The sequence below is a fragment of the Streptomyces sp. NPDC057271 genome (genome assembly GCF_042668715.1).
Lineage (GTDB): Bacteria > Actinomycetota > Actinomycetes > Streptomycetales > Streptomycetaceae > Streptomyces.
In genome coordinates this window covers 28,167-48,386 of record NZ_JBHUYJ010000060.1, presented here as the reverse complement: position 1 = coordinate 48,386, position 20,220 = coordinate 28,167, and the positions used below count along the sequence as shown (strand labels likewise).

Genomic DNA, 20,220 nt, shown 5'->3' with positions numbered 1-20,220 from the left:
GGCCCCCTACCCGGGGGGGGGGGGGTCGCCCCCCTCCACGTCCCGGGTTCCGCGCTACGCGCGGTAGATCGCCTCGATCTCGTCCGCGAAGTCCTTCGCCACCACGTTCCGCTTCAGCTTCAGCGACGGCGTGATGTGGCCCGCCTCCTCCGTGAACTGGGACGGCAGGACGCGGAACTTCCGGACCGACTCGGCCTTGGACACCGCCGCGTTGCCGTCGTCCACCGCCCGCTGGACCTCGGCGAGCAGGTCGGCGTCGTCACGCAGCGACGCGGCCGTCGCGTCCGCGGGCTTGCCGTGCTCGGCCGCCCAGCGGCCCAGGAACTCCTCGTCCAGGGTGACGAGCGCGCCCACGAACGGGCGCCCGTCGCCGACCACCATGCACTCCGCGACCAGCGCGTGCGCCCGGATCCGGTCCTCGATGACCGCCGGGGCGACGTTCTTGCCGCCCGCCGTCACCAGGATCTCCTTCTTCCGGCCGGTGATCGCGAGGTAGCCGTCCTCGTCGAGGGTGCCGATGTCGCCCGTGTGGAACCAGCCGTCCGCGAGCGCCTCGGCCGTCGCCGTCTCGTTCTGCCAGTAGCCCGAGAAGATGTGCTCGCCGTGCAGCAGCACCTCGCCGTCGTCGGCGATCCGCACCACCGAACCCGGCAGCGGCTGCCCGACCGTGCCGATCTTCTGCCGGTCCCACGGGTTGAACGCGGTCGCCGCGCACGACTCCGTCAGGCCGTAGCCCTCCAGGACCGTGAAGCCGATCCCGCGGAAGAAGTGGCCGAGCCGCTCGCCCAGCGGCGCGCCGCCCGAGATCGCGTACTCGCCGCGCCCGCCGAGCACCGCCCGCAGCTTGGAGAAGACCAGCTTGTCGAAGACCTTGTGCTTGAGCCGCAGGCCGAGGGACGGGCCCTGGGGCGTGCCGATCGCCCGGCTGTACGCGATCGCCGTGTGCGCCGCCTTGTCGAAGATCTTGCCCTTGCCGTCGGCCTGGGCCTTCGCCCGCGCCGAGTTGTAGACCTTCTCGAAGACACGCGGCACACCGAGGATCAGCGTCGGCCGGAAGGACGCCAGCTCGTCCGTGAGGTTCTTGATGTCCGGAACGCAGCCCAGCTTGATCGGCGCCATCACCGACGCGACCTCGACAAGGCGCCCGAAGACGTGCGCGGCCGGCAGGAACAGCAGGACCGAGCACTCGCCGGTGCGGAAGAGCGGCTTCAGGCGCTCCACCACGTTGCCGCACTCGGCGAAGAACGCCCGGTGCGTCAGCACACAGCCCTTGGGGCGGCCCGTGGTGCCCGAGGTGTAGACGATCGTCGCCGGATCGTCGGCGTGCGCGGTCGACATCCGCTGGTCGAGGAGTTCGTCGGAGATGTCCGCGCCGGTCGCCGTGAGCCGCGCTACGGCGTCCTCCTCGATCTGCCAGAGGCCCTTGAGGGCCGGCAGGTTCGCCCGTACCGACTCCACCGACTCCTGGTGGGCCGCCGATTCGACGAGGGCGAGCGAGGCGCCCGAGTCGCCGAGGATCCACTGGATCTGCTCCGGCGAGCTGGTCTCGTACACCGGCACGGTCACCGCGCCCGCGCTCCAGATCGCGAAGTCGAGGAGCACCCACTCGTAGCGCGTTCTGGACAGCAGGGCCACGCGGTCGCCCGGCTCGACGCCGGCGGCGATCAGGCCCTTCGCGGCCCCGCGGACCTCGGCGAGGAACTGCTTGGCGGTGACGTCCGTCCAGACGCCGGCCACCTTGCGTCCCATCACGGCGGTGTCTGGGTGCTGAGTGGCGTTGCGGCGGATGAGATCCGTCAGGTTGCCGTCCGAGGGGACCTCGTACAGGGCCGGAAGGCTGAACTCGCGCAAGACTGCTGCTCCTCATCGGGCGCCGGCGCCACGGCTCTGTGTGAATGCACCGGTGCGGTCCAAGATCGGGCAGGTGCTCAGTGGGGTGAGCACAACTGGACTGCCCGGACGTTACCCATCAGTACTGGGTTCCCGATAGGGGGTCCTGACCAGATGTTCCATGCGTCACACAGCTGTGGCGATGCTTCGCGCACAGTAGTCCACAGCTTTGACGACTCGGAAGTAACCGCAGGTCCGGCGCCCTACGCTGACCGCATGAGGATCAACGTGGTCAGCGACGTACACGGGAACAGCGGGGCCCTCGCCAAGGCGGGGCAGGGCGCGGACGCCCTGGTCTGTCTCGGTGACCTGGTGCTCTTCCTCGACTACGCCGACCACAGCCGGGGCATCTTCCCGGACCTCTTCGGCGTCGAGAACGCCGACAGAATCGTCGAGCTGCGCACCGCCCGGCGCTTCGACGAGGCGCGTGACCTGGGACGACGCCTGTGGTCCGAGCTCGCCGTCGACCGCGACACCGCGATCGAGTCCGCGGTGCGCCACCAGTACGAAGAGCTCTTCGCCTCCTTCCCGACCCCGACGTACGCGACCTACGGCAACGTCGACATCCCCGGGCTGTGGCGCGAGTACGCCCGCCCCGGAACGACGGTCCTGGACGGTGAGCGGGTCGAGCTCGACGGACTGGTCTTCGGCTTCGTCGGCGGCGGACTGCGGACGGCGATGCGGACGCCGTACGAGATCTCCGACGAGGAGTACGCGGCGAAGGTCGAGGCACTCGGCGAGGTCGACGTGCTGTGCAGCCACATCCCGCCGGACGTGCCGGAGCTGACGTACGACACGGTGCCGCGGCGCTTCGAGCGCGGCAGCCGGGCGCTGCTGGACGCGATCCGGCGCACCCGGCCGCGGTACGCGCTCTTCGGCCACGTCCACCAGCCACTGGTGCGGCGGATGCGGGTCGGGAGCACGGAATGCGTGAACGTCGGCCACTTCGCGGCGACGGGCAGGCCGTGGACGCTGGAGTGGTGACGGGCGTTCGGTGACGGCGCGATAGCCTTCGGTCGGCACGTTCGTGCCCTTACGACTTCCGCCGGACCGCACAGTGGAGGAGCCACCACGATGGCCGAACACACCAGCTCGAGCATCACCATCGAGGCGGCGCCGGCTGACGTCATGAGCGTCATCGCCGACTTCGCGCGCTACCCCGAGTGGACGGGCGAGGTGAAGGAGGCCGAGGTCCTGGAGAAGGACGCGGCCGGCCGCGCGGAGAAGGTCCGGCTGCTGCTCGACGCGGGCGCGATCAAGGACGACCACACCCTGGCCTACACCTGGACCGGCGACGACGAGGTCTCCTGGACGCTGGTCAGGTCCCAGATGCTCCGCGCGCTCGACGGCTCCTACCGGCTGGCGCCGGCGGGCGGCGGAACGCGGACCGAGGTGACGTACCAGCTGACGGTGGACGTGAAGATCCCGATGCTGGGGATGATCAAGCGCAAGGCGGAGAAGGTCATCATCGACCGGGCGCTGGCGGGCCTGAAGAAGCGAGTCGAATCGGGCGCGTAACCCCTCCCGCGGCGGGGCGCGCCCTCGCCCGTCGTGGGCAGTCCTCCCGCCGGGGCCGGGCCCCGGCCCCGGCGGAACGACTGCCCGCAACCGGGGCCGGTTCGTACCGGTAACGTTCCGCCGTATGGGGATCTTGCTTGTCACCGGGGCCGGCGGCGCCGGGCGGACCACCGTCGCCACCGCGGCCGCGCTCGCCGAGGTGCACGCCGGGCGTCGCGTTCTGCTCGTCTCGGGAGACGTCGACGACGGGATCGGGGTGGACGTCCTCCGTCCCACCCCCGCCGCCGACTTCCGGCGCGAGTTCCTCGCCCTCCAGGAGCGCTCCACCACCGCCCTCGACCTCCTCGGCGCCACGCCCTTCGAGGACGCCGAGCTCACCGAGCTCCCCGGCAGCGCCTCCTTCGCCCTCCTCCGCGCCCTGCGCGACGCCGCCGCCCAGGACCGGGACCTCGTCGTCGTCGACCTGCCCCCGCTCCCGGACGCCCTCGCCCTCCTCGCCCTGCCCGAGCAGCTGCGCCGCTACCTCCGCCGCCTCCTGCCGCCCGAACGGCAGGCCGCCCGCGCCCTGCGCCCCATGCTGGCCCAGCTCGCCGGCGTCCCCATGCCCGCGCAGTGGCTCTACGAGACGACCGCCCGCTGGGAGGCCGAGCTCGCCGCCGTCCAGGCCGTCGTCGACGCCCCCACCACCGGCGTCCGCCTCGTCGTCGAGCCGGGGCCCGCCGCCGCCGACACCCTGCGCACCGCCCGCCTCGGGCTCGCGCTCCACGGCCTCACCCTCGACGCCGTCGTCGCCAACAAGCTGCTCCCCGACGAGTCGGCCGACCCCTGGTTCGCCGCGCTGACCGCCCAGCAGCACGAGCACCTGGCCCGGCTCCGTACCGGACACGACGGAGTCGTCCACGCGCTCCCGCACCTCGGCCGGGACCCTCGCGGCCCCGAGGACCTCGCCCTGCTCGCGGTCGACGCCAAGCCCGCCGCGGCACCCGAGTGGGCCGTCGAGGACCGCCGTGCCGAGGACGGCATCCTGGTCTGGCGCATCCCGCTGCCCGGCGCCGTCAAGGAGGAGCTGTCCCTCGTCCGCCGGGGCGACGAACTCCTCCTCGCCGTCGGGCCGTTCCGCCGCCACGTCCCGCTGCCGTCCGCCCTCCGCCGCTGCACGGTCGCCGGCGCCGGGCTGGTCGACGGCGACCTCCGGATCAGGTTCACCCCGGACGCCGGTCTCTGGCCGAAGCGGCCGTAGCGCCGTGGCGGCCGTGGCGGCCGTGGCGCTCAGGACACCGTGGCGGCCGTGGCGGCCGTGGCGCTCAGGACGCAGTGGCCCCCGAGACCCCCGACGCCGTGTACCGTCGACGGTATAAGCCGTAAGGAGTACGCCATGAGCGATTCGGATGCCTGGGCCAAGGCGTGCGCCGAGGACCTGGAGGCCGAGAAGGCCCGCCGCCGCGCCGCGGCCGGCCAGGAGCCCGGCTCGGCCACCGAGGAGTTCCGCAAGCTCTTCGAGGCTGTCGCCGAGAAGGTCTCCACACTGCGCAGCCCGCTGATGGGCATGGCCGCACAGGGAACGGTGCAGCAGTTCGTCAACCAGGCGAAGGCCGCCGTCGAGCCGATCATCGAGCGCAACCCGCAGGTCTTCGACCACCTCGCCGCGGCCGGCAACGAGCTGCTCGCCGCGTACCGCTCGGCGGTCGAGAACCACGAGACGCGCTGGACGCGCGAGGAGCCGGACGACCCCCGCAGGGAAGCCCCGGCCGAGCGGCCCGAGGACGCGAAGAGAGACGACGAGGGGCCCGGAACCGGGCAGCACATCGACCTGGACTGATCAGGACGGTCGGCCCCCTCGGGTACGGTTGGCCTTAGCGGGGCTCGACCGAAAACTGAGGGACACATGGGACTCACCATCGGCGTCGACATCGGCGGCACGAAGATCGCGGCCGGCGTGGTCGACGAGGAGGGCAACATCCTCGACACGCACAAGGTGCCCACCCCGCCGACCCCCGAAGGCATCGTCGACGCGATCTGCGCCGCTGTCTCCGAGGCCGGCAAGGGCCACCAGATCGAGGCTGTGGGCATCGGTGCCGCGGGCTACGTCGACGACAAGCGCGCCACCGTCCTCTTCGCGCCGAACATCGACTGGCGGCACGAGCCGCTGAAGGACAAGGTCGAGCAGCGGGTCGGTCTGCCGGTCGTCGTCGAGAACGACGCGAACGCGGCCGCCTGGGGCGAGTACAAGTTCGGCGCGGGCAAGGGTCACGAGGACGTCATCTGCATCACGCTGGGCACCGGCCTCGGCGGCGGCATCATCATCGGCAACAAGCTGCGCCGCGGACGCTTCGGCGTGGCGGCGGAGTTCGGCCACATCCGGGTCGTCCCGGACGGTCTGCTCTGCGGCTGCGGCAGCCAGGGCTGCTGGGAGCAGTACGCCTCCGGGCGCGCGCTCGTCCGGTACGCCAAGCAGCGGGCCAACGCCACCCCCGAGCGCGCCCAGATCCTCCTCGGCCTCGGCGACGGCACCTCCGGGGGCATCGAGGGGAAGCACATCAGTCAGGCCGCCCGCGCCGGCGACCCGGTGGCCGTGGACTCCTTCCGTGAGCTGGCCCGCTGGGCCGGCGCCGGCCTCGCCGACCTCGCCTCGCTCTTCGACCCGTCCGCCTTCATCGTCGGCGGCGGCGTCTCCGACGAGGGCGAGCTGGTCCTCGACCCGATCCGCAAGTCCTTCCGGCGCTGGCTGATCGGCGGCCAGTGGCGCCCGCACGCCCAGGTCCTCGCCGCCCAGCTCGGCGGCAAGGCCGGCCTGGTCGGCGCGGCCGACCTGGCCCGCCAGGGCTAGCTTTCCCAGCACACCGACACCCGCCCGCCGCGTCCTCTGGGGACCGGCGGGCGGGTGTCGTATGTTGCTCGGCATGGCGATCACCCCGTTGCCCAACTCCCGTACCGAGGCGGACGGTTCGGCTGTCCTCCGGGTCCTCTCCTACAACGTCCGCTCGATGCGGGACGACGAGGAGGCCCTCGCCCGGGTCATCCGGGCCTGCGCGCCCGACCTCGTCTTCGTCCAGGAGGCACCGCGGTTCTTCCGCTGGCGCAAGCACGCCGCCCGGCTCGCCGCCAAGAGCGAACTCGTCATGCTCAGCGGTGGCGCGACGGCCGCCGGGCCGCTGCTGATGTGCTCGCTGCGGGCGACCGTGGAGCGCACGGAGGACGTGCTGCTGCCGCTCACCCCCGGCCTGCACCGGCGCGGCTTCGCCACCGCCGTCGTACGGTTCGCGGGCGCCCGGGTCGGCCTGATCAGCTGCCATCTGAGCCTGCGGGGCGAGGAACGGTACGCCCAGGCCGGGATGCTCCTGGACCGGGTGGCCGCCATGGACGCCCCGCACGCGATCGTGGCCGGAGACCTCAACGAGCGCCCCGGCGGCCGGAGTTTCACCCGGCTCGCGAAGGAACTCCAGGACGGCTGGGCGGTCAGCCCCTGGGGCGGCGAGTACACGTCGACGCCCGTCGACCCGCATCAGCGCATCGACGCGATCCTGGCCACGCCGGGGGTGGAGTTCCTGGGCTGCGGCGTACCGCAGGACCTCGATCCGGCGGACCTGCGGGCGGCCACGGACCACCTCCCGGTCCTGGCCGCCGTACGGATCCCGGCCTCCTGACCCCCGCCGGGCAGGCGTCCGCGGAACGGGACCGGCGACGTGAAGGCCCCCGCCGGACCGAGGCGGGGGCCGTACGCGAGGGTGCGCGCCGTCACACCACCGCGCCGCGGCCCGGGTCGTCGAAGCCGTCGTCCTCGTCGTCGTGCCGCATCCGGGCGACCAGCGTCGCGAAGCCGCCCAGGAAGCCGCCCACGCACACCGTGGTGAGCCACCACGTCATGTCCCACCGGAGCAGCACGGCGAGGAGCATGAGGACCGGGCCGCCGACGACTCCCAGCCACGCGAACTTCGTCGTCGCGTCCGCCTCCGGCAGCGGCGGCGGCTCCGGCGGGACGAAGTGCCCCTCGCCGTCGTCGTCGCCCCTCTTCCCCGCCTTCCTGCCGCCCTCACCGGCGCCCTCCGCGGCGGCCTCGGCGTCCGGGTCCGCTAGCTCGTAGTCGCGGGGACCGCCGCCGGCCACGCCCACCCCGGGCGCGAAGACGATCGAGCTGCCGAGCGCGGGCTTGGCCGGCCCTTCGGTGTCGCCGTCCCCGTCGTCGTCCTCGTCCTCGTCGTCGTCCTCGTCGTCGTCGTCCTCGTCGGCGTCCGCCTCGCCGTCCGCGTCACCCTCGTCCTGGCCCTCCACCGGCTCCGGGAGCGCCAGATCCTCCACCGACCGGAACGGCCTCGCCCCCGGAGGGTCCGCCGGCTCCTCGCCGTACCCCGCGACGATCGCGGCCCAGGCCGCCTCCTCGTCGATGGGCTGCGGGTCGCCGCGCTCCCCGTCCTGCTGCTCAGCCACCGCTCGTGCTCCCCTTCTCGCCGGCCATGTCCGGAGCGAGCCGACCCACGAAGGCCAGGCTCTCCTCGAAAATCCGCTCCGCGTCATGGTCCAACGTCGCCACGTGGTAGCTCTGTTCCAGCAGGATCTCCGTCACGTCCGTCGAGGAGATCCGGCTCAGGATCCGCGCCGTGTCGGCGGGCGGCACCACATGGTCCTGCGGGCTGTGCAGGATCACCACCGGCTGCGTGACCTGGGGAAGCTCCGCGTCCACCGTCAGGAAGAACCGGCGCAGGGAGTACGCCGCGTGCAGCGGCACCCGGTCGTATCCGAGCTCCGCCACGCCCTCCTTGGCGATGTCGCTCGCGATGCCGTTCGTCGAGCGGACGAAGTGGCGGACGACCGGCAGCGCGTGCGCCGCCACGCCGTGCACCTTGTTGCCCGGGTTCACCAGGACCACACCCCGCACCGCGTCCCCGTGCTTGACCGCGAGGCGCAGCGCCAGCGCCCCGCCCATGGAGAGGCCGAAGACGAAGACCTGCTCGCAGCTTGCCAGCAGCTCGCGCAGCTCCCGGTCCACCTCCGCGTACCAGTCGTGCCAGGTGGTGAGCTGCATGTCCTCCCACCGGGTGCCGTGACCGGGCAGCAGTGGCACCGACACCGTCAGTCCGCGCTCGGCCAGGTACTCGGCCCAGGGGCGCATCGACTGCGGGGAACCGGTGAATCCGTGACAGAGAAGGACACCGACCTTGCCGCCCTCGTGGCGGTACGGCTCGGCTCCAGGAAGGACCGGCACCGGGGTCTCCTGTTCGGGGGTTTCGGCTTCGAGGAGGACGAGGCTTCGACGAAGCGACGACAAAAGGGGAAGGCCTTCACGGTACGCGACCGGGCCGACACCGACCAGGTCCGTATCCACGAAGGTGTCCCGCTCACGGCCGCACCCGCGCGGGCAGGCGGGAAAAGGCGGGATAAGGTCTGTCCGACGGCACACGGAAGGTACTCGAGTTGATCTACGGCGCAATGAAGTTCTCCATCGGAGGGTCACTGAAGCTCGCCTTCAGGCCGTGGGTGGAGGGCCTCGAGAACATTCCCGCCGAGGGGCCGGCGATCCTCGCGAGCAACCATCTCTCCTTCTCCGACTCCTTCTTCCTGCCCGCCGTCCTCGATCGCAAGGTCACCTTCATCGCCAAGGCCGAGTACTTCACCTCGCCCGGAGTGAAGGGCAAGCTCACCGCCGCCTTCTTCAAGGGTGTCGGCCAGCTCCCCGTGGACCGCTCCGGCGCACGCGGCGCGGGCGAGGCGGCGATCAAGGCCGGCATCGAGGTCATCGAGAAGGGCGGGCTCTTCGGCATCTACCCCGAGGGCACCCGCTCGCCCGACGGCCGGCTCTACCGGGGCAAGCCCGGCGGCCTCGCGCGCGTGGCGCTGGCCACCGGAGCGCCGGTCATCCCGGTCGCCATGATCGACACCGAGAAGATCCAGCCGCCCGGCAAGGTCGTCCCCAAACTGATGCGCCCGGGGATCCGGATCGGCAAGCCGCTCGACTTCAGCCGCTACCACGGCATGGAGGGCGACCGCTTCATCCTCCGCTCGGTGACCGACGAGGTCATGTACGAGATCATGAAGCTGTCCGGCCAGGAGTACGTCGACATCTACGCGACCGCCGCCAAGCGTCAGATCGCGGAGGCCGAGAAGGCCGCCAAGGAGGCCGTCAAGGCCGAGATCGCGGCACGGGAAGAGTCCGGCGCCTGATCCTCGTCGAAGGGGCGCCCGGGGGGTGGGGGAGATGGCCAAGCGCGAGCGTGTCGTGCGGATGTCGGTCGAGCAGCCGTTGTGGCGCGCGCTCACCGCGTACCGCGTCGGAACGATGGTCTACGCCGTTCTGATCTTCGTCTTCGCCCGGGACCGCTACGAGCGGCCCTGGGTGGCCGTCGCCTTCCTCGCCGTCATGTGCGTCTGGACGCTGGCCACCCTGCCCAAGGTGGCGAACGCGGTCAGCTGTACCAAGCGCTTCCTGATCGCCGATCTCACCGTCGCGCTGACCGGCATCCTGCTCACCCCGCTCGCGGACCAGCACGCCCAGTCGGTCGACGGGCCCACCCTGCCGACGATATGGACCGCCGGGGCCGTCCTCGCGTATGCGATCAAGGGCGGCTGGCGCTGGGCCGGCTTCGCCTCCTCGCTGGTTGCCGTCGCCAACATCATCGAGCGTGCCCACCCCAGCCGGGACACCCTCCACAACGTCCTGCTGGTGTGGGTGGCGTCCATCGCCATCGGTTACGTCGTCGAGGTCGCCCGCGCCTCCGAGCGCACCCTTGCCCGCGCCCTGGAGATCGAGGCCGCGACCCGGGAGCGGGAGCGCCTCGCCCGGGACATCCACGACAGCGTCCTCCAGGTCCTGGCGATGGTGCAGCGGCGCGGTACGGCGCTCGGTGGCGAGGCCGCCGAGCTGGGCCGGATGGCGGGCGAGCAGGAGATCGCCCTGCGCACCCTGGTCGCCGGCGGGCTGAACCGGCCGTCGCTGGTCTCGGAGGACGAGTCCGAAGGGGCGGTGGTCCGCGTCGTCGAGGAGCCGGACGACGACGCCCCGGTCGATCTGCGCGCCCTGCTCGTCCCGCGCGCCGGGGCGAAGGTCACGCTCTCGGACCCGGGCGCCCCGGTCATGCTGCCGCCGGCCGCCGGCCGGGAGCTGGCCGCCGCCGTCGGCGCCGCCCTGGACAACGTCCGGGTGCACGCGGGCGAGGACGCGCGGGCGTGGATCCTGGTCGAGGACTGGCCGGACGAGGTGATCGTCACGGTACGGGACGACGGGCCCGGCATCCCGGAGGGACGGCTCGCACAGGCGGAGGGCGAGGGACGGATGGGCGTCGCGCTCTCCATCCGCGGCAGACTGCGCGACCTGGGCGGCACGGCCGAGCTGATCTCGGTACCGGGCCAGGGCACGGAAGTGGAACTGAAGGTCCCGAGGGGCACACGCCCGACGGACACACGGGGGAAGGCGGGAACGAGATGAGCGAGCAGCAGATCAAGGTGATGGTCGTCGACGACCATCCGATGTGGCGGGACGCGGTCGCCCGCGACCTGGCCGAGGCCGGGTTCGACGTGGTGGCCACCGCGGGCGACGGCGAGCAGGCCGTGCGGCGCGCCGGGGCGGTGAGCCCGGACGTGCTCGTCCTCGACCTCAACCTGCCCGCCAAGCCCGGGGTCCAGGTCTGCAAGGAGCTGGTCGGCGCCATGCCCGCGCTGCGGGTCCTGGTGCTCTCCGCGAGCGGCGAGCACGCCGACGTACTGGAGGCGGTCAAGTCCGGCGCCACGGGCTATCTGCTGAAGTCGGCCAGTACGGCCGAGCTGATCGACGCGGTACGCCGTACGGCGGCCGGCGAACCCGTCTTCACCCCCGGACTCGCGGGTCTCGTCCTCGGCGAGTACCGCAGGCTCGCCTCCGAGCCCGCTCCGGCCGCCGGCGCGGACGAGCCGAGGGCGCCCGAACTGACCGAGCGTGAGACGGAGGTCCTGCGGCTCGTGGCCAAGGGCCTGAGCTACAAGCAGATCGCCGAGCGTCTGGTGATCTCGCACCGGACCGTGCAGAACCACGTCCAGAACACGCTCGGCAAGCTCCAGCTGCACAACCGGGTGGAGCTTGTCCGGTACGCGATCGAGCGCGGTCTCGACGACGCCTGAGGCCGTCGCCGAGGCCCTGTCGCCGCCGCGCCCGAGCGCCCGGGTGCGGAGCCGTACGCCCGTACGGCGCAGGACAATTCACTCTCCGTGCCGTGCCGAAGTGACTCAGGTCACTACTAGCGTGGGTCGCGCATCCCGTCCGCACGGCGAAGGAGAGGTCCATGCGCGTCGGCGTACTGACCGGAGGCGGCGACTGCCCCGGTCTCAACGCGGTCATCCGCGCCATCGTCCGCAAGGGCGTCCAGGAGTACGACTACGAGTTCACCGGCTTCCGCGACGGCTGGCGCGGCCCCCTGGAAGGCGTCGCCGTACCGCTCGGCATCCCCAGCGTCCGGGGCATCCTGCCGCGCGGCGGCACGATCCTCGGCTCCTCCCGCACCAATCCGCTCACCGCCGAGAACGGCATCCGCCGGATCAAGGAGAACCTCGCCAAGTACGAGATCGACGCGCTGATCGCGATCGGCGGCGAGGACACCCTCGGCGCGGCCGCCCGGCTCGTCGACGAGTACGGCGTCCGCTGCGTCGGCGTCCCGAAGACGATCGACAACGACCTGTCCGCCACCGACTACACCTTCGGCTTCGACACGGCCGTCGGTATCGCCACCGAGGCGATCGACCGGCTGCACACCACCGCCGAGTCCCACATGCGGGTCCTGGTGGTCGAGGTGATGGGCCGCCACGCCGGCTGGATCGCGCTGCACTCCGGGCTCGCGGGCGGCGCCAACGTCATCCTCATCCCCGAGCAGCGCTTCGACCTCGACCAGGTCTGCGCCTGGGTCACCTCCCGCTTCAGGGCGACCTACGCCCCGATCGTGGTCGTCGCCGAGGGTGCGATGCCCCGGGACGGCGACATGGTCCTCAAGGACGGCACGCTCGACGCCTACGGACACGTCCGGCTCTCCGGCGTGGGCGAGTGGCTCGCCAAGGAGATCGAGAAGCGGACCGGCCACGAGGCCAGGACCACCGTCCTCGGGCACGTGCAGCGTGGCGGCACGCCCAGCGCCTTCGACCGCTGGCTCGCCACCCGGTTCGGCCTGCACGCCGTCGACGCGGTCCGCGACGGGGCCTGGGGGCAGATGGTCGCGCTGCGCGGCACCGACATCGTCCGCGTCCCCATCTCCGAGGCCACCGCGCGGCTGAAGACGGTCGATCCGGCGCTGTACACGGAGGTGGGCGTCTTCTTCGGCTGAGCCGCGCGGCGCCGGTGGGGCCGGTCGGTGTTCCAGCCGGTCGGCCGTCCCGGCCTGCGGCGCGGACCGCTCCAGGAGCCGTATATTCGCCGGTACCCGACAACTCCGGCCGAACCCCGGGAGGGGATCCGTGGACATCCTGGCATTCGGTGTGCAGGCCGACGAGAAGCCGCTGATGGAGAAGGCCTTCGCGGGACTCCACGACATCCGCTGCCTGGACGTGTTCCTCACCGAGGCCACCGCCCGCATCGCGGCCGGCCACGAGATCATCTCGACGAGCGTCAACGCCGACCTCGGCCCAGATGTCCTGCACACCCTCGCCGCCGGCGGCACGAAGCTCATCGCCCAGCGCTCCACCGGCTTCAACAACATCGACCTCGGCGTCGCGGAGCGCCTTGGCCTGACCGTCGCCCGGGTGTCGTACTACTCCCCGTACTCCGTCGCCGAGTTCGCCTGGACCCTGGCCATGGCCGTCAACCGGCGGATCGTGCGCGCCTCCAACCGGACCCGCGACTTCGACTTCCGGCTCGACGGACTGATGGGCCGCGACCTGCGCGGCCGCACGGTCGGCGTCCTCGGCACCGGGAAGATCGGCGAGGCGTTCACCCGGATCGCCCACGGCTTCGGCATGCGCCTCCTCGGCTGGGACGTCGCCGAGAACCCCGCCTGCCTCGAACTCGGCATGAAGTACGTCGAGAAGGAGCGGCTCCTCGCCGAGTCCGACCTCGTCAGCCTGCACGTGCCGCTGCTCCCCGCGACCCTGCGCCTCCTCGACGCCACCGCGCTCAGGACGATGAAGGACGACGCCATCCTCGTCAACTCCAGCCGCGGCGGGCTCATCGACACCGAGGCGCTGGTGGCCGAGCTCCGCGCCGGCCGGTTCACCGGCGTGGGACTCGACGTGTACGAGGCGGAGGCCGGGCTCTTCTTCCTCGACAGGTCGCTGGAGGTCGTCGCGGACGACACCCTGGCCCGCCTGGTGACCTTCCCGAACGTGGTGGTCACCTCGCACCAGGCGTACTACACGGTCGACGCGGTCGGCCAGATCATCGACACGACCGTCCAGAACGTCCTCGACTACACCGCGGGGCGGCGCAGCGAGAACGTCCTGGTCCCGGCCGGCTCCTAGACCAGCACCCCGGCGAGCAGGGACGCCGTCACCGCCGCCCCCTCCATCGTCAGCACCGACTCCGGGTGGAACTGGACGCCCGCGAAGCCGGGGCCGCGCAGTGCGTGGACCTCGTCCGTCTCCCTGTCCCGGCTCACCTCGATACGGTGCAGGGCCAGTTCGGTGGCGGTCCGGTCGTCGCAGCGGGCCGTGAAGCTGTTGTAGAAGCCGACCGTCTGCTCCTGCCCGAAGAGATCGATCCGCACCTGCGCCCCCTGGAACGGGGTGCGCTTGCGGACGATCTCCAGGCCCAGCTCGGCCGCGATCAGCTCATGGCCGAGGCAGACGCCCAGGAGGCAGGGGCGGCCCGAAGGGCCTCGATGTGGGGTGGTGGCCGGGCGACGGGCGGGCCCGTGCCGGTGGTCCCGTACGAGATCGGCCGTGAGCCCGCGCAGGAAACGCATCTTCGGATCGGCCGCGTCCGACGGATCCCCCGGCCCGGGGCCGAGCACCACCGGACCCCGGTGGGCGAGCGCGAGGTCCCGCACCCCCGGCTCGTCGTAGCGGACCACGGAGACCTCCAGGCCGGACGAGCGCAGCAGATGCGCGAGCATCGCGGTGAAGGTGTCCTCGGCGTCGATCACCAGCGCGTGGCCGGTCAGCTCGGCCGAGCTCCCCCAAGCTCTCAGCTCCGTTCGAGCAGGGGGGTCCCCCACCTGCATCCGCAGCCAGAACGGAGCCAGGCCGGCCCTTCGGGCGTCCAGCGCCGCCCGGACCCGCGGATCGTCCGCGAGCCGCGGGACGACCGGTGACTCGTCACGCGGCCGGCCCTCCCGCACCCCCAGCGCGGCGAGCACGCCCGCCGCCTTGGCGTGCGTCTCGGCGACCTCGCCCGCCGGGTCGGAGTGCCGTACCAGGGTCGCGCCCACCGGCACCCGCAGCCGCCCGTCCCCGGAGATGTCGGCGGTCCGGATGAGGATGGGGGAGTCCAGGGTCTGCGCCCCGCCCTCGTCGGTGCCCAGCAGGGCCAGGGCGCCCGCGTAGTAGCCGCGCCCGCCGGCCTCGTGCCGCTCGATCACCCGGCAGGCGTTCTGCACGGGCGAGCCCGTGACGGTCGCCGCGAACATCGTCTCCCGCAGCACCTCCCGCACGTCGAGGGACGAACGGCCCCGCAACTCGTACTCGGTGTGGGCGAGATGCGCCATCTCCTTGAGCCGGGGCCCGACCACCACCCCGCCCATGTCGCCGACCGTGCACATCATCTTCAGCTCCTCGTCCACCACCATGGAGAGTTCCTCGGTCTCCTTGCGGTCGGCCAGGAACGTCAGCAGATCCTCGGGGGTGGGCGCGGCCCCGGCCGGGTAGCGGTACGTCCCGCTGATCGGGTTCATGACGACCGTTCCGCCCGACATCCGGACGTGCACCTCCGGGCTCGCCCCGACGAGGGTCCGGTCGCCGGTGTGGACGACGAAGGTCCAGTACGCGCCCCGCTCACCCGCGAGGAGACGGCGGAAGAGCGCGAGGGCGTCGGCCCGCCCGAAGCCCGGGATCTCGCCGGTGTAGGTCCGGCGGATGACGAAGTTGGCGCCTTCGCCGGCGCCGATCTCCTCGTCGATCACCCGCCGCACGGTCTCGGCGTAGGCCTCGTCCGACACGTCGAACCCGCCGCCCTCGACACGGACGGCGTGCGTCGGGAGCTGGGCGAGCGCGTCGGCGAGCGGCAGCTCGTACGCCTCCTCGGCGACGAGCACGGAGAGCGGGGTGCCGTCGTCGCGTACGTCGAAGCCGCGCTCGCGGATCTGCCGGAACGGTACGAGGGCGAGCGTCGGCAGCGAGCCGACGGGCAGCTCGGCGAGCCGCTCGGCCACCCGGACCGAGCCGATCAGGACCTCGACGGTGTCGTGGTCGCGGCCGGGGGTGCGGCGTCGGAGGAGGGCGAACGGGGGGCAGGAGTCGTCGAGGAGGCGGGAGAGGTCCATGGGAGTGCGTCGTTCCTTCCGGGTGGGAGAGGAACGGCCCGTGAAACGGAGAAGGCCGCCCTCTCGGGCGGCCTTCGCGTGTCTGGGGTACGCGCCAGTCAGTGGGCCGCCGGAGGAGCGGTCCACCACCAGTTCTGGATCCGGGGCGCGAACATGCGAGCACTGTAACCCAGCCGGGCATGCGCAAGGGGCCCGGTTCACACCGCGGACGGTGCGAGCCGGGCCCCTCAGAACGTCGGGCGGAGCAGGGTCAGAAGACCATGTTGTAGATCTGCCAGCCACTGCCGACCTTGGTGCGCGGCGCGTACGGGGCGGTGGTGCTGCCGGTGCCCTTGTAGAACCACAGGGTCCCGGCGCTGTCGCGGGCGACGAGGTCGGCCTTGCCGTCGGCGTTCAGGTCACCGGTGCTGACGAGCTGGTTGTAGATCTGCCAGCCGCCACCGACCTTGGTGCGCGTGGCGAACGGCACGGCCGGGTTGCCGGTGCCCTTGTAGAACCAGAGCGTGCCGGACTTGTCGCGCGCCACGAGGTCCGCCACGGAATCCCCGCTCAGGTCCCGGGCGCCCACGATCTTGTCGTAGATCTGCCAGCCGCCACCGGTCCTGAGCCGGGCCTTGAAGGGGGCGGAGGGGTTGCCGGTGCCCTGGTAGTACCAGAGCACGCCGGAGGCGTCCCGGCCGACCATGTCCCCGGTCCCGTCCGCGCGCAGCGCGGTCATCGGGGTGATGGCGTTGAACATGTTCCAGCCGCTGCCGACGCGGTAGCGAGTCAGGAACGGCGCGGTGGCGCTGCCGGTGCCCTGGTACTGGTAGAGCACACCGGAGGCGTCACGGGCGAGGAGGTTGTAGCGGTTGGTGCTCGGGACGAGACCGGCGGCGGGCGCCTCCACGACGTCGCTCTGCTTCACCCAGGTGATCTTGTGGTGGAAGCGGATCGGCACGAACATCGTGCTGCCGATGACGTTCTTCTGGGCGGAGCCGAACCAGTCGTCGCCCTTCACCGCCGGGCCGGCCTTCACATAGGCCTGACCGGAGTCGAAGCCGTAGGTGCCCGTGAACTTCGTCAGATGGGCGTTCTCGTCGCCGGGCGCGCCAAGGCCCGCGGCGGTGTACGCGGCGGTCTCGGGGAAGGAGCGCCCGAAGACCTTGGCCGTGGTCGCGCCCGCCTTGACCTTCACGGTCGTGGCACCGGTCACCGGCACGGTGTACTGGCCGCCCGGGTTGTAGAACCACGCCTTCTGACCCGCGTACCAGATCGCTGTCCAGCTGTACGTGGACTCCGCGACGACGTAGCTGCCACCGGCGCGGACCTTGTTCGCGTAGTTCGAGCCCTCCGTCCACAGCGAGGTGAAGTACGGGTCCTTCAGGGTGCTCGCGCTGGTCGAGGGCGACGTGTAGAGGTAGCCGAAGTTCGACGGGCGCGGCGTGACGGCGTTGCCCCCGGTGGTCAGCTTAGGCTGGTTCGCCGTGGTGAACGGAGGAACCACACGGACCACCTGGCCGGGCTTGAGCAGGCCGCCCGCGCCCCGGTCGCCCTGCGGGGCGCCCAGCAGCTTCATGTAGTGGTTCCAGTCCCAGTACGGGCCCGCGTCCCAGTGGAGCTTGCTCATGCCGGCGTCCGTCTGGAGCGCCACCTCGTCGTGGCCGATGATGTGCTCACGGTCCAGCGGCACGCCGTACTTGGCAGCCAGGAACTTCACGAGCTCGGCGGAGGACTGGTACTGGGACTCCGTGTACCACTTCCCCTCCTTGATCGCGTAGCCCTCGTGCTCCACGCCGATCGCGTGCATGTTGTGGGTCCAGTTGCCCGCGTGCCACGCCAGGTTCTTGTTCTCGACCATCTGGGTGACCAGACCGTCCGAGGCGCGGATCAGGTAGTGGGCGCTGCCCGGGACGTCGGGGTTGGTGAGCGCCGCGAGTGAGCCGTCGTAGCCGCCCTCGGTGTCGTGGATGATGATCTGCCGGATGTCCACACCCTGGTTGGGGCGGTCGCCGAGCGTGTAGTTGCGCTTGCCCGTGCTGGACGTGCGGGACGGCACGAAGTTGCAGTTCAGTCCGGCGGGGCACTCGGGCGTGGGAGTCGCCGTCGTGGAGGCGAAGCTCGCCGCCAGCGGCACGTTCGACGGCTTGACCGGCTCGACCGACGGGTCGGCCGGCAGGGCGACCTGCTCGCCGTCCAGCGTGAGCTCCCGCTCACCCGTCTTGATCGACTCGAAGACACGCTTCGCGAAGAGGTCGGCGCCCTTCTTGTCAGGCGACTGGCTGTAGCGCGCCACGGCCGGGTACCAGTCGCCCGGCTCGTCGGACAGCTCGGCCCCGGCCTGCTTCTGGTACTCCGCGAGGAGCGCCGCGCCGGCCCGGATGGACTCGGAGGAGTCGTTCTGGACCGCCTCGGCGGAGCTGTCGATCAGCTCGGCGGCCTTGTCCAGGGTGTGCAGCCGGGGGTCGTCGGTGTCGACCTCCACCTTGTCCAGGATCTGCCTGACCTTGGCGGGGTCGAACGTCTTCTCGATCTCCCGCTTGCCGCTGCCGTTGAAGTGGGCGACGGCCTCGTCTTCATGATCCTTGTCGCGCTCGATGTCCTCGGGCTCGACCTTCGTCAGCCCCATGACGTTGTACGCACCCGTCGTGCTGGGCTCGCCGTCGTGCGACTCCCACCGCGTCTGCCGGTACGAGACCGCCATCAGCACGCTCTGGGGGACGTCGAACTCCTCCGCCGCCTCCGCGAACTGCGACTGCAGCGACGTTTCCCCGCCGCCCTTGCCGTCCGACGACCCGAGGATCCCCGGCGACGCCACGGCGATCGTCCCGATCGTCGCGGTGGCGACGACAGCCGCCGCCGCACCGTAAAGCAGCCGTTTCTTCTTGCGGTCCCTGCGGTGCCCCTGGCTCACGCCCACCCCTGTGAAGTATTTAGGCCTCAGTTGTTTAAACGCGCGTGAGGGTAACACCACTCGAAGGCGTGATGATCGTCATCGGACAAAGCGGACGCGCGTCTCAGCCATTGGGCGGCGCGATGGACAAGGCGCCGGACACCGTAATGTGGTGGTTGTGACCGTGAACGCTAAGACCACCGCAACCGGTGGCAACACCTGGCGAGACCTTCCCGCGGCGCAGCAGCCCGAGTACCCCGATGCCGAGGCTCTGCGCGATGTGATCGCGGACCTCGAGTCGTATCCGCCGCTCGTCTTCGCGGGCGAGTGCGATCAGCTGCGCGCCCGCATGGGAGCCGTCGCCCGTGGCGAGGCGTTCCTGCTCCAGGGCGGCGACTGCGCCGAGGCCTTCGACGCCGTGTCCGCCGACCACATCCGTGCCAAGCTCAAGACGCTGCTCCAGATGAGCGCCGTCCTGACGTACGCGGCCTCCGTGCCCGTCGTCAAGGTCGGCCGGATCGCGGGGCAGTACTCCAAGCCCCGTTCCAAGGGGACCGAGACCCGCGACGGCGTGACCCTGCCGACGTACCGAGGCGACTCGGTCAACGGCTTCGACTTCAACGAGAAGGCCCGCGTCCCGGACCCCGAGCGCCTGAAGCGGATGTACAACGCGTCCGCCTCCACGCTCAACCTGGTGCGCGCCTTCACGACGGGTGGCTACGCCGACCTGCGCCAGGTGCACGCCTGGAACCAGGACTTCGTGAAGTCGTCGCCCTCCGGTCAGCGCTACGAGCAGCTGGCGCGCGAGATCGACAACGCGCTGAACTTCATGAAGGCCTGTGGCACCGACCCGGCCGAGTTCAAGGCCGTCGAGTTCTACGCCTCCCACGAGGCGCTGCTGCTCGACTACGAGGGTGCCCTCACCCGTACGGACTCGCGTACCGGCAAGCTGTACGACACCTCCGGCCACATGGTCTGGATCGGTGAGCGCACCCGCCAGCTCGACCACGCCCACATCGAGTTCGCCTCGCGGATCGCGAACCCGATCGGCATCAAGCTCGGCCCGACGACCACGGTCGACGACGCGCTGACGTACATCGACCGGCTCGACCCGGACCGCGAGCCCGGCCGGCTCACCTTCATCGTCCGCATGGGCGCCGACAAGGTCCGGGACAAGCTCCCGGAGCTGGTCGAGAAGGTCACCGCCTCGGGCGCGACCGTCGCCTGGGTCACCGACCCGATGCACGGCAACACCTTCGAGGCGGCCTCCGGCCACAAGACCCGGCGCTTCGACGACGTGCTCGACGAGGTCAAGGGCTTCTTCGAGGTCCACAAGAGCCTCGGCACGCACCCGGGCGGCATTCACGTCGAGCTCACCGGTGACGACGTCACCGAGTGCGTGGGCGGCGGCGACGAGATCTTCGTCGACGACCTGCACCAGCGCTACGAGACGGCCTGCGACCCGCGCCTGAACCGCAGCCAGTCCCTGGACCTGGCGTTCCTGGTGGCGGAGATGTACCGCGATCAGTAAGTGGCTTCGTACGACGACGGGGCGCGGATCCATGTGATCCGCGCCCC

At 71.4% G+C, this 20,220-nt stretch carries 18 protein-coding genes; 12 read left to right on the top strand and 6 right to left on the bottom strand.

Features of this window, described 5'->3' with window-relative positions; all coding sequences use genetic code 11:
• Positions 1 to 54: 54 nt before the first annotated feature.
• Positions 55 to 1,851, bottom strand: coding sequence for an AMP-dependent synthetase/ligase (locus ACFUJR_RS25005; RefSeq protein WP_383180670.1), 1,797 nt, complete (start codon positions 1,849 to 1,851; stop codon positions 55 to 57).
• Between the two features lie 255 nt (positions 1,852 to 2,106).
• Here ACFUJR_RS25005 and ACFUJR_RS25000 point away from each other — a divergent pair, with 255 nt between their 5' ends.
• The 6 genes from ACFUJR_RS25000 (at position 2,107) to ACFUJR_RS24975 (ending at position 7,052) form a co-directional block, all read left to right on the top strand.
• A complete protein-coding gene (locus ACFUJR_RS25000) occupies positions 2,107 to 2,874 on the top strand; it encodes a metallophosphoesterase (protein WP_383180667.1) in 768 nt (255 codons plus the stop codon).
• A gap of 90 nt (positions 2,875 to 2,964) precedes the next feature.
• A complete protein-coding gene (locus ACFUJR_RS24995; RefSeq protein WP_383180664.1) occupies positions 2,965 to 3,408 on the top strand; it encodes an SRPBCC family protein in 444 nt (147 codons plus the stop codon).
• 124 nt (positions 3,409 to 3,532) lie between these two features.
• Positions 3,533 to 4,648, top strand: coding sequence for an ArsA-related P-loop ATPase (locus ACFUJR_RS24990; RefSeq protein WP_383180661.1), 1,116 nt, complete (start codon positions 3,533 to 3,535; stop codon positions 4,646 to 4,648).
• A 135-nt stretch (positions 4,649 to 4,783) separates the two neighbouring features.
• A complete protein-coding gene (locus ACFUJR_RS24985; protein ID WP_383180658.1) occupies positions 4,784 to 5,227 on the top strand; it encodes a DUF5304 domain-containing protein in 444 nt (147 codons plus the stop codon).
• A 66-nt stretch (positions 5,228 to 5,293) separates the two neighbouring features.
• Complete coding sequence (locus ACFUJR_RS24980; RefSeq protein ID WP_383180655.1) at positions 5,294 to 6,235, top strand: ROK family glucokinase; 942 nt, start codon at positions 5,294 to 5,296, stop codon at positions 6,233 to 6,235.
• Positions 6,236 to 6,308: 73 nt separating this feature from the next.
• A complete protein-coding gene (locus tag ACFUJR_RS24975; protein WP_383173014.1) occupies positions 6,309 to 7,052 on the top strand; it encodes an endonuclease/exonuclease/phosphatase family protein in 744 nt (247 codons plus the stop codon).
• Positions 7,053 to 7,143: 91 nt separating this feature from the next.
• Here ACFUJR_RS24975 and ACFUJR_RS24970 read toward each other — a convergent pair whose 3' ends face one another.
• Both ACFUJR_RS24970 and ACFUJR_RS24965 read right to left on the bottom strand, forming a co-directional pair.
• Positions 7,144 to 7,833, bottom strand: a complete 690-nt coding sequence (locus tag ACFUJR_RS24970) for a hypothetical protein (protein ID WP_383173016.1) — start codon at positions 7,831 to 7,833, stop codon at positions 7,144 to 7,146.
• Positions 7,826 to 8,608 carry an alpha/beta hydrolase gene (locus tag ACFUJR_RS24965; RefSeq protein ID WP_383173018.1) on the bottom strand — a complete coding sequence of 261 codons (783 nt, stop codon included), beginning with the start codon at positions 8,606 to 8,608 and terminating at the stop codon, positions 7,826 to 7,828. Before ACFUJR_RS24965 ends, ACFUJR_RS24970 begins: the two co-directional genes overlap by 8 nt.
• A 224-nt stretch (positions 8,609 to 8,832) precedes the next feature.
• On the opposite strand from ACFUJR_RS24965, the gene ACFUJR_RS24960 reads away from it, so the two are divergent.
• The 5 genes from ACFUJR_RS24960 (at position 8,833) to ACFUJR_RS24940 (ending at position 13,812) form a co-directional block, all read left to right on the top strand.
• Positions 8,833 to 9,564 (top strand): lysophospholipid acyltransferase family protein, encoded by a 732-nt coding sequence (locus ACFUJR_RS24960; protein WP_361433551.1) that lies wholly within the window; start codon positions 8,833 to 8,835, stop codon positions 9,562 to 9,564.
• Between the two features lie 34 nt (positions 9,565 to 9,598).
• On the top strand, positions 9,599 to 10,825 hold the full coding sequence (gene macS / locus ACFUJR_RS24955) for a MacS family sensor histidine kinase (protein WP_383173019.1): 1,227 nt from the start codon (positions 9,599 to 9,601) through the stop codon (positions 10,823 to 10,825).
• Positions 10,822 to 11,493 (top strand): response regulator, encoded by a 672-nt coding sequence (locus tag ACFUJR_RS24950; protein WP_383173021.1) that lies wholly within the window; start codon positions 10,822 to 10,824, stop codon positions 11,491 to 11,493. Before macS ends, ACFUJR_RS24950 begins: the two co-directional genes overlap by 4 nt.
• A gap of 161 nt (positions 11,494 to 11,654) precedes the next feature.
• On the top strand, positions 11,655 to 12,683 hold the full coding sequence (locus tag ACFUJR_RS24945; RefSeq protein ID WP_383173023.1) for a 6-phosphofructokinase: 1,029 nt from the start codon (positions 11,655 to 11,657) through the stop codon (positions 12,681 to 12,683).
• A 130-nt stretch (positions 12,684 to 12,813) separates the two neighbouring features.
• On the top strand, positions 12,814 to 13,812 hold the full coding sequence (locus ACFUJR_RS24940) for a 2-hydroxyacid dehydrogenase (RefSeq protein ID WP_383173025.1): 999 nt from the start codon (positions 12,814 to 12,816) through the stop codon (positions 13,810 to 13,812).
• Here the strand turns inward: ACFUJR_RS24940 and ACFUJR_RS24935 are convergent.
• The 3 genes from ACFUJR_RS24935 to ACFUJR_RS24925 form a co-directional block, all read right to left on the bottom strand.
• Entirely contained in the window at positions 13,809 to 15,770 is a 1,962-nt protein-coding gene (locus ACFUJR_RS24935; protein ID WP_383173027.1) for an anthranilate synthase family protein, read from the bottom strand. The two genes, ACFUJR_RS24940 and ACFUJR_RS24935, sit on opposite strands and share 4 nt — an antisense overlap.
• Before the next feature lie 98 nt (positions 15,771 to 15,868).
• On the bottom strand, positions 15,869 to 15,925 hold the full coding sequence (locus ACFUJR_RS24930) for a trp operon leader peptide (RefSeq protein ID WP_383173064.1): 57 nt from the start codon (positions 15,923 to 15,925) through the stop codon (positions 15,869 to 15,871).
• Positions 15,926 to 16,020: 95 nt separating this feature from the next.
• Entirely contained in the window at positions 16,021 to 18,663 is a 2,643-nt protein-coding gene (locus ACFUJR_RS24925) for an N-acetylmuramoyl-L-alanine amidase (RefSeq protein WP_383173029.1), read from the bottom strand.
• Positions 18,664 to 18,820: 157 nt separating this feature from the next.
• Here ACFUJR_RS24925 and ACFUJR_RS24920 point away from each other — a divergent pair, with 157 nt between their 5' ends.
• Positions 18,821 to 20,173: a class II 3-deoxy-7-phosphoheptulonate synthase gene (locus ACFUJR_RS24920; protein WP_383173031.1), complete on the top strand. Its 1,353-nt coding sequence runs from the start codon at positions 18,821 to 18,823 to the stop codon at positions 20,171 to 20,173.
• Positions 20,174 to 20,220 lie beyond the last annotated feature (47 nt).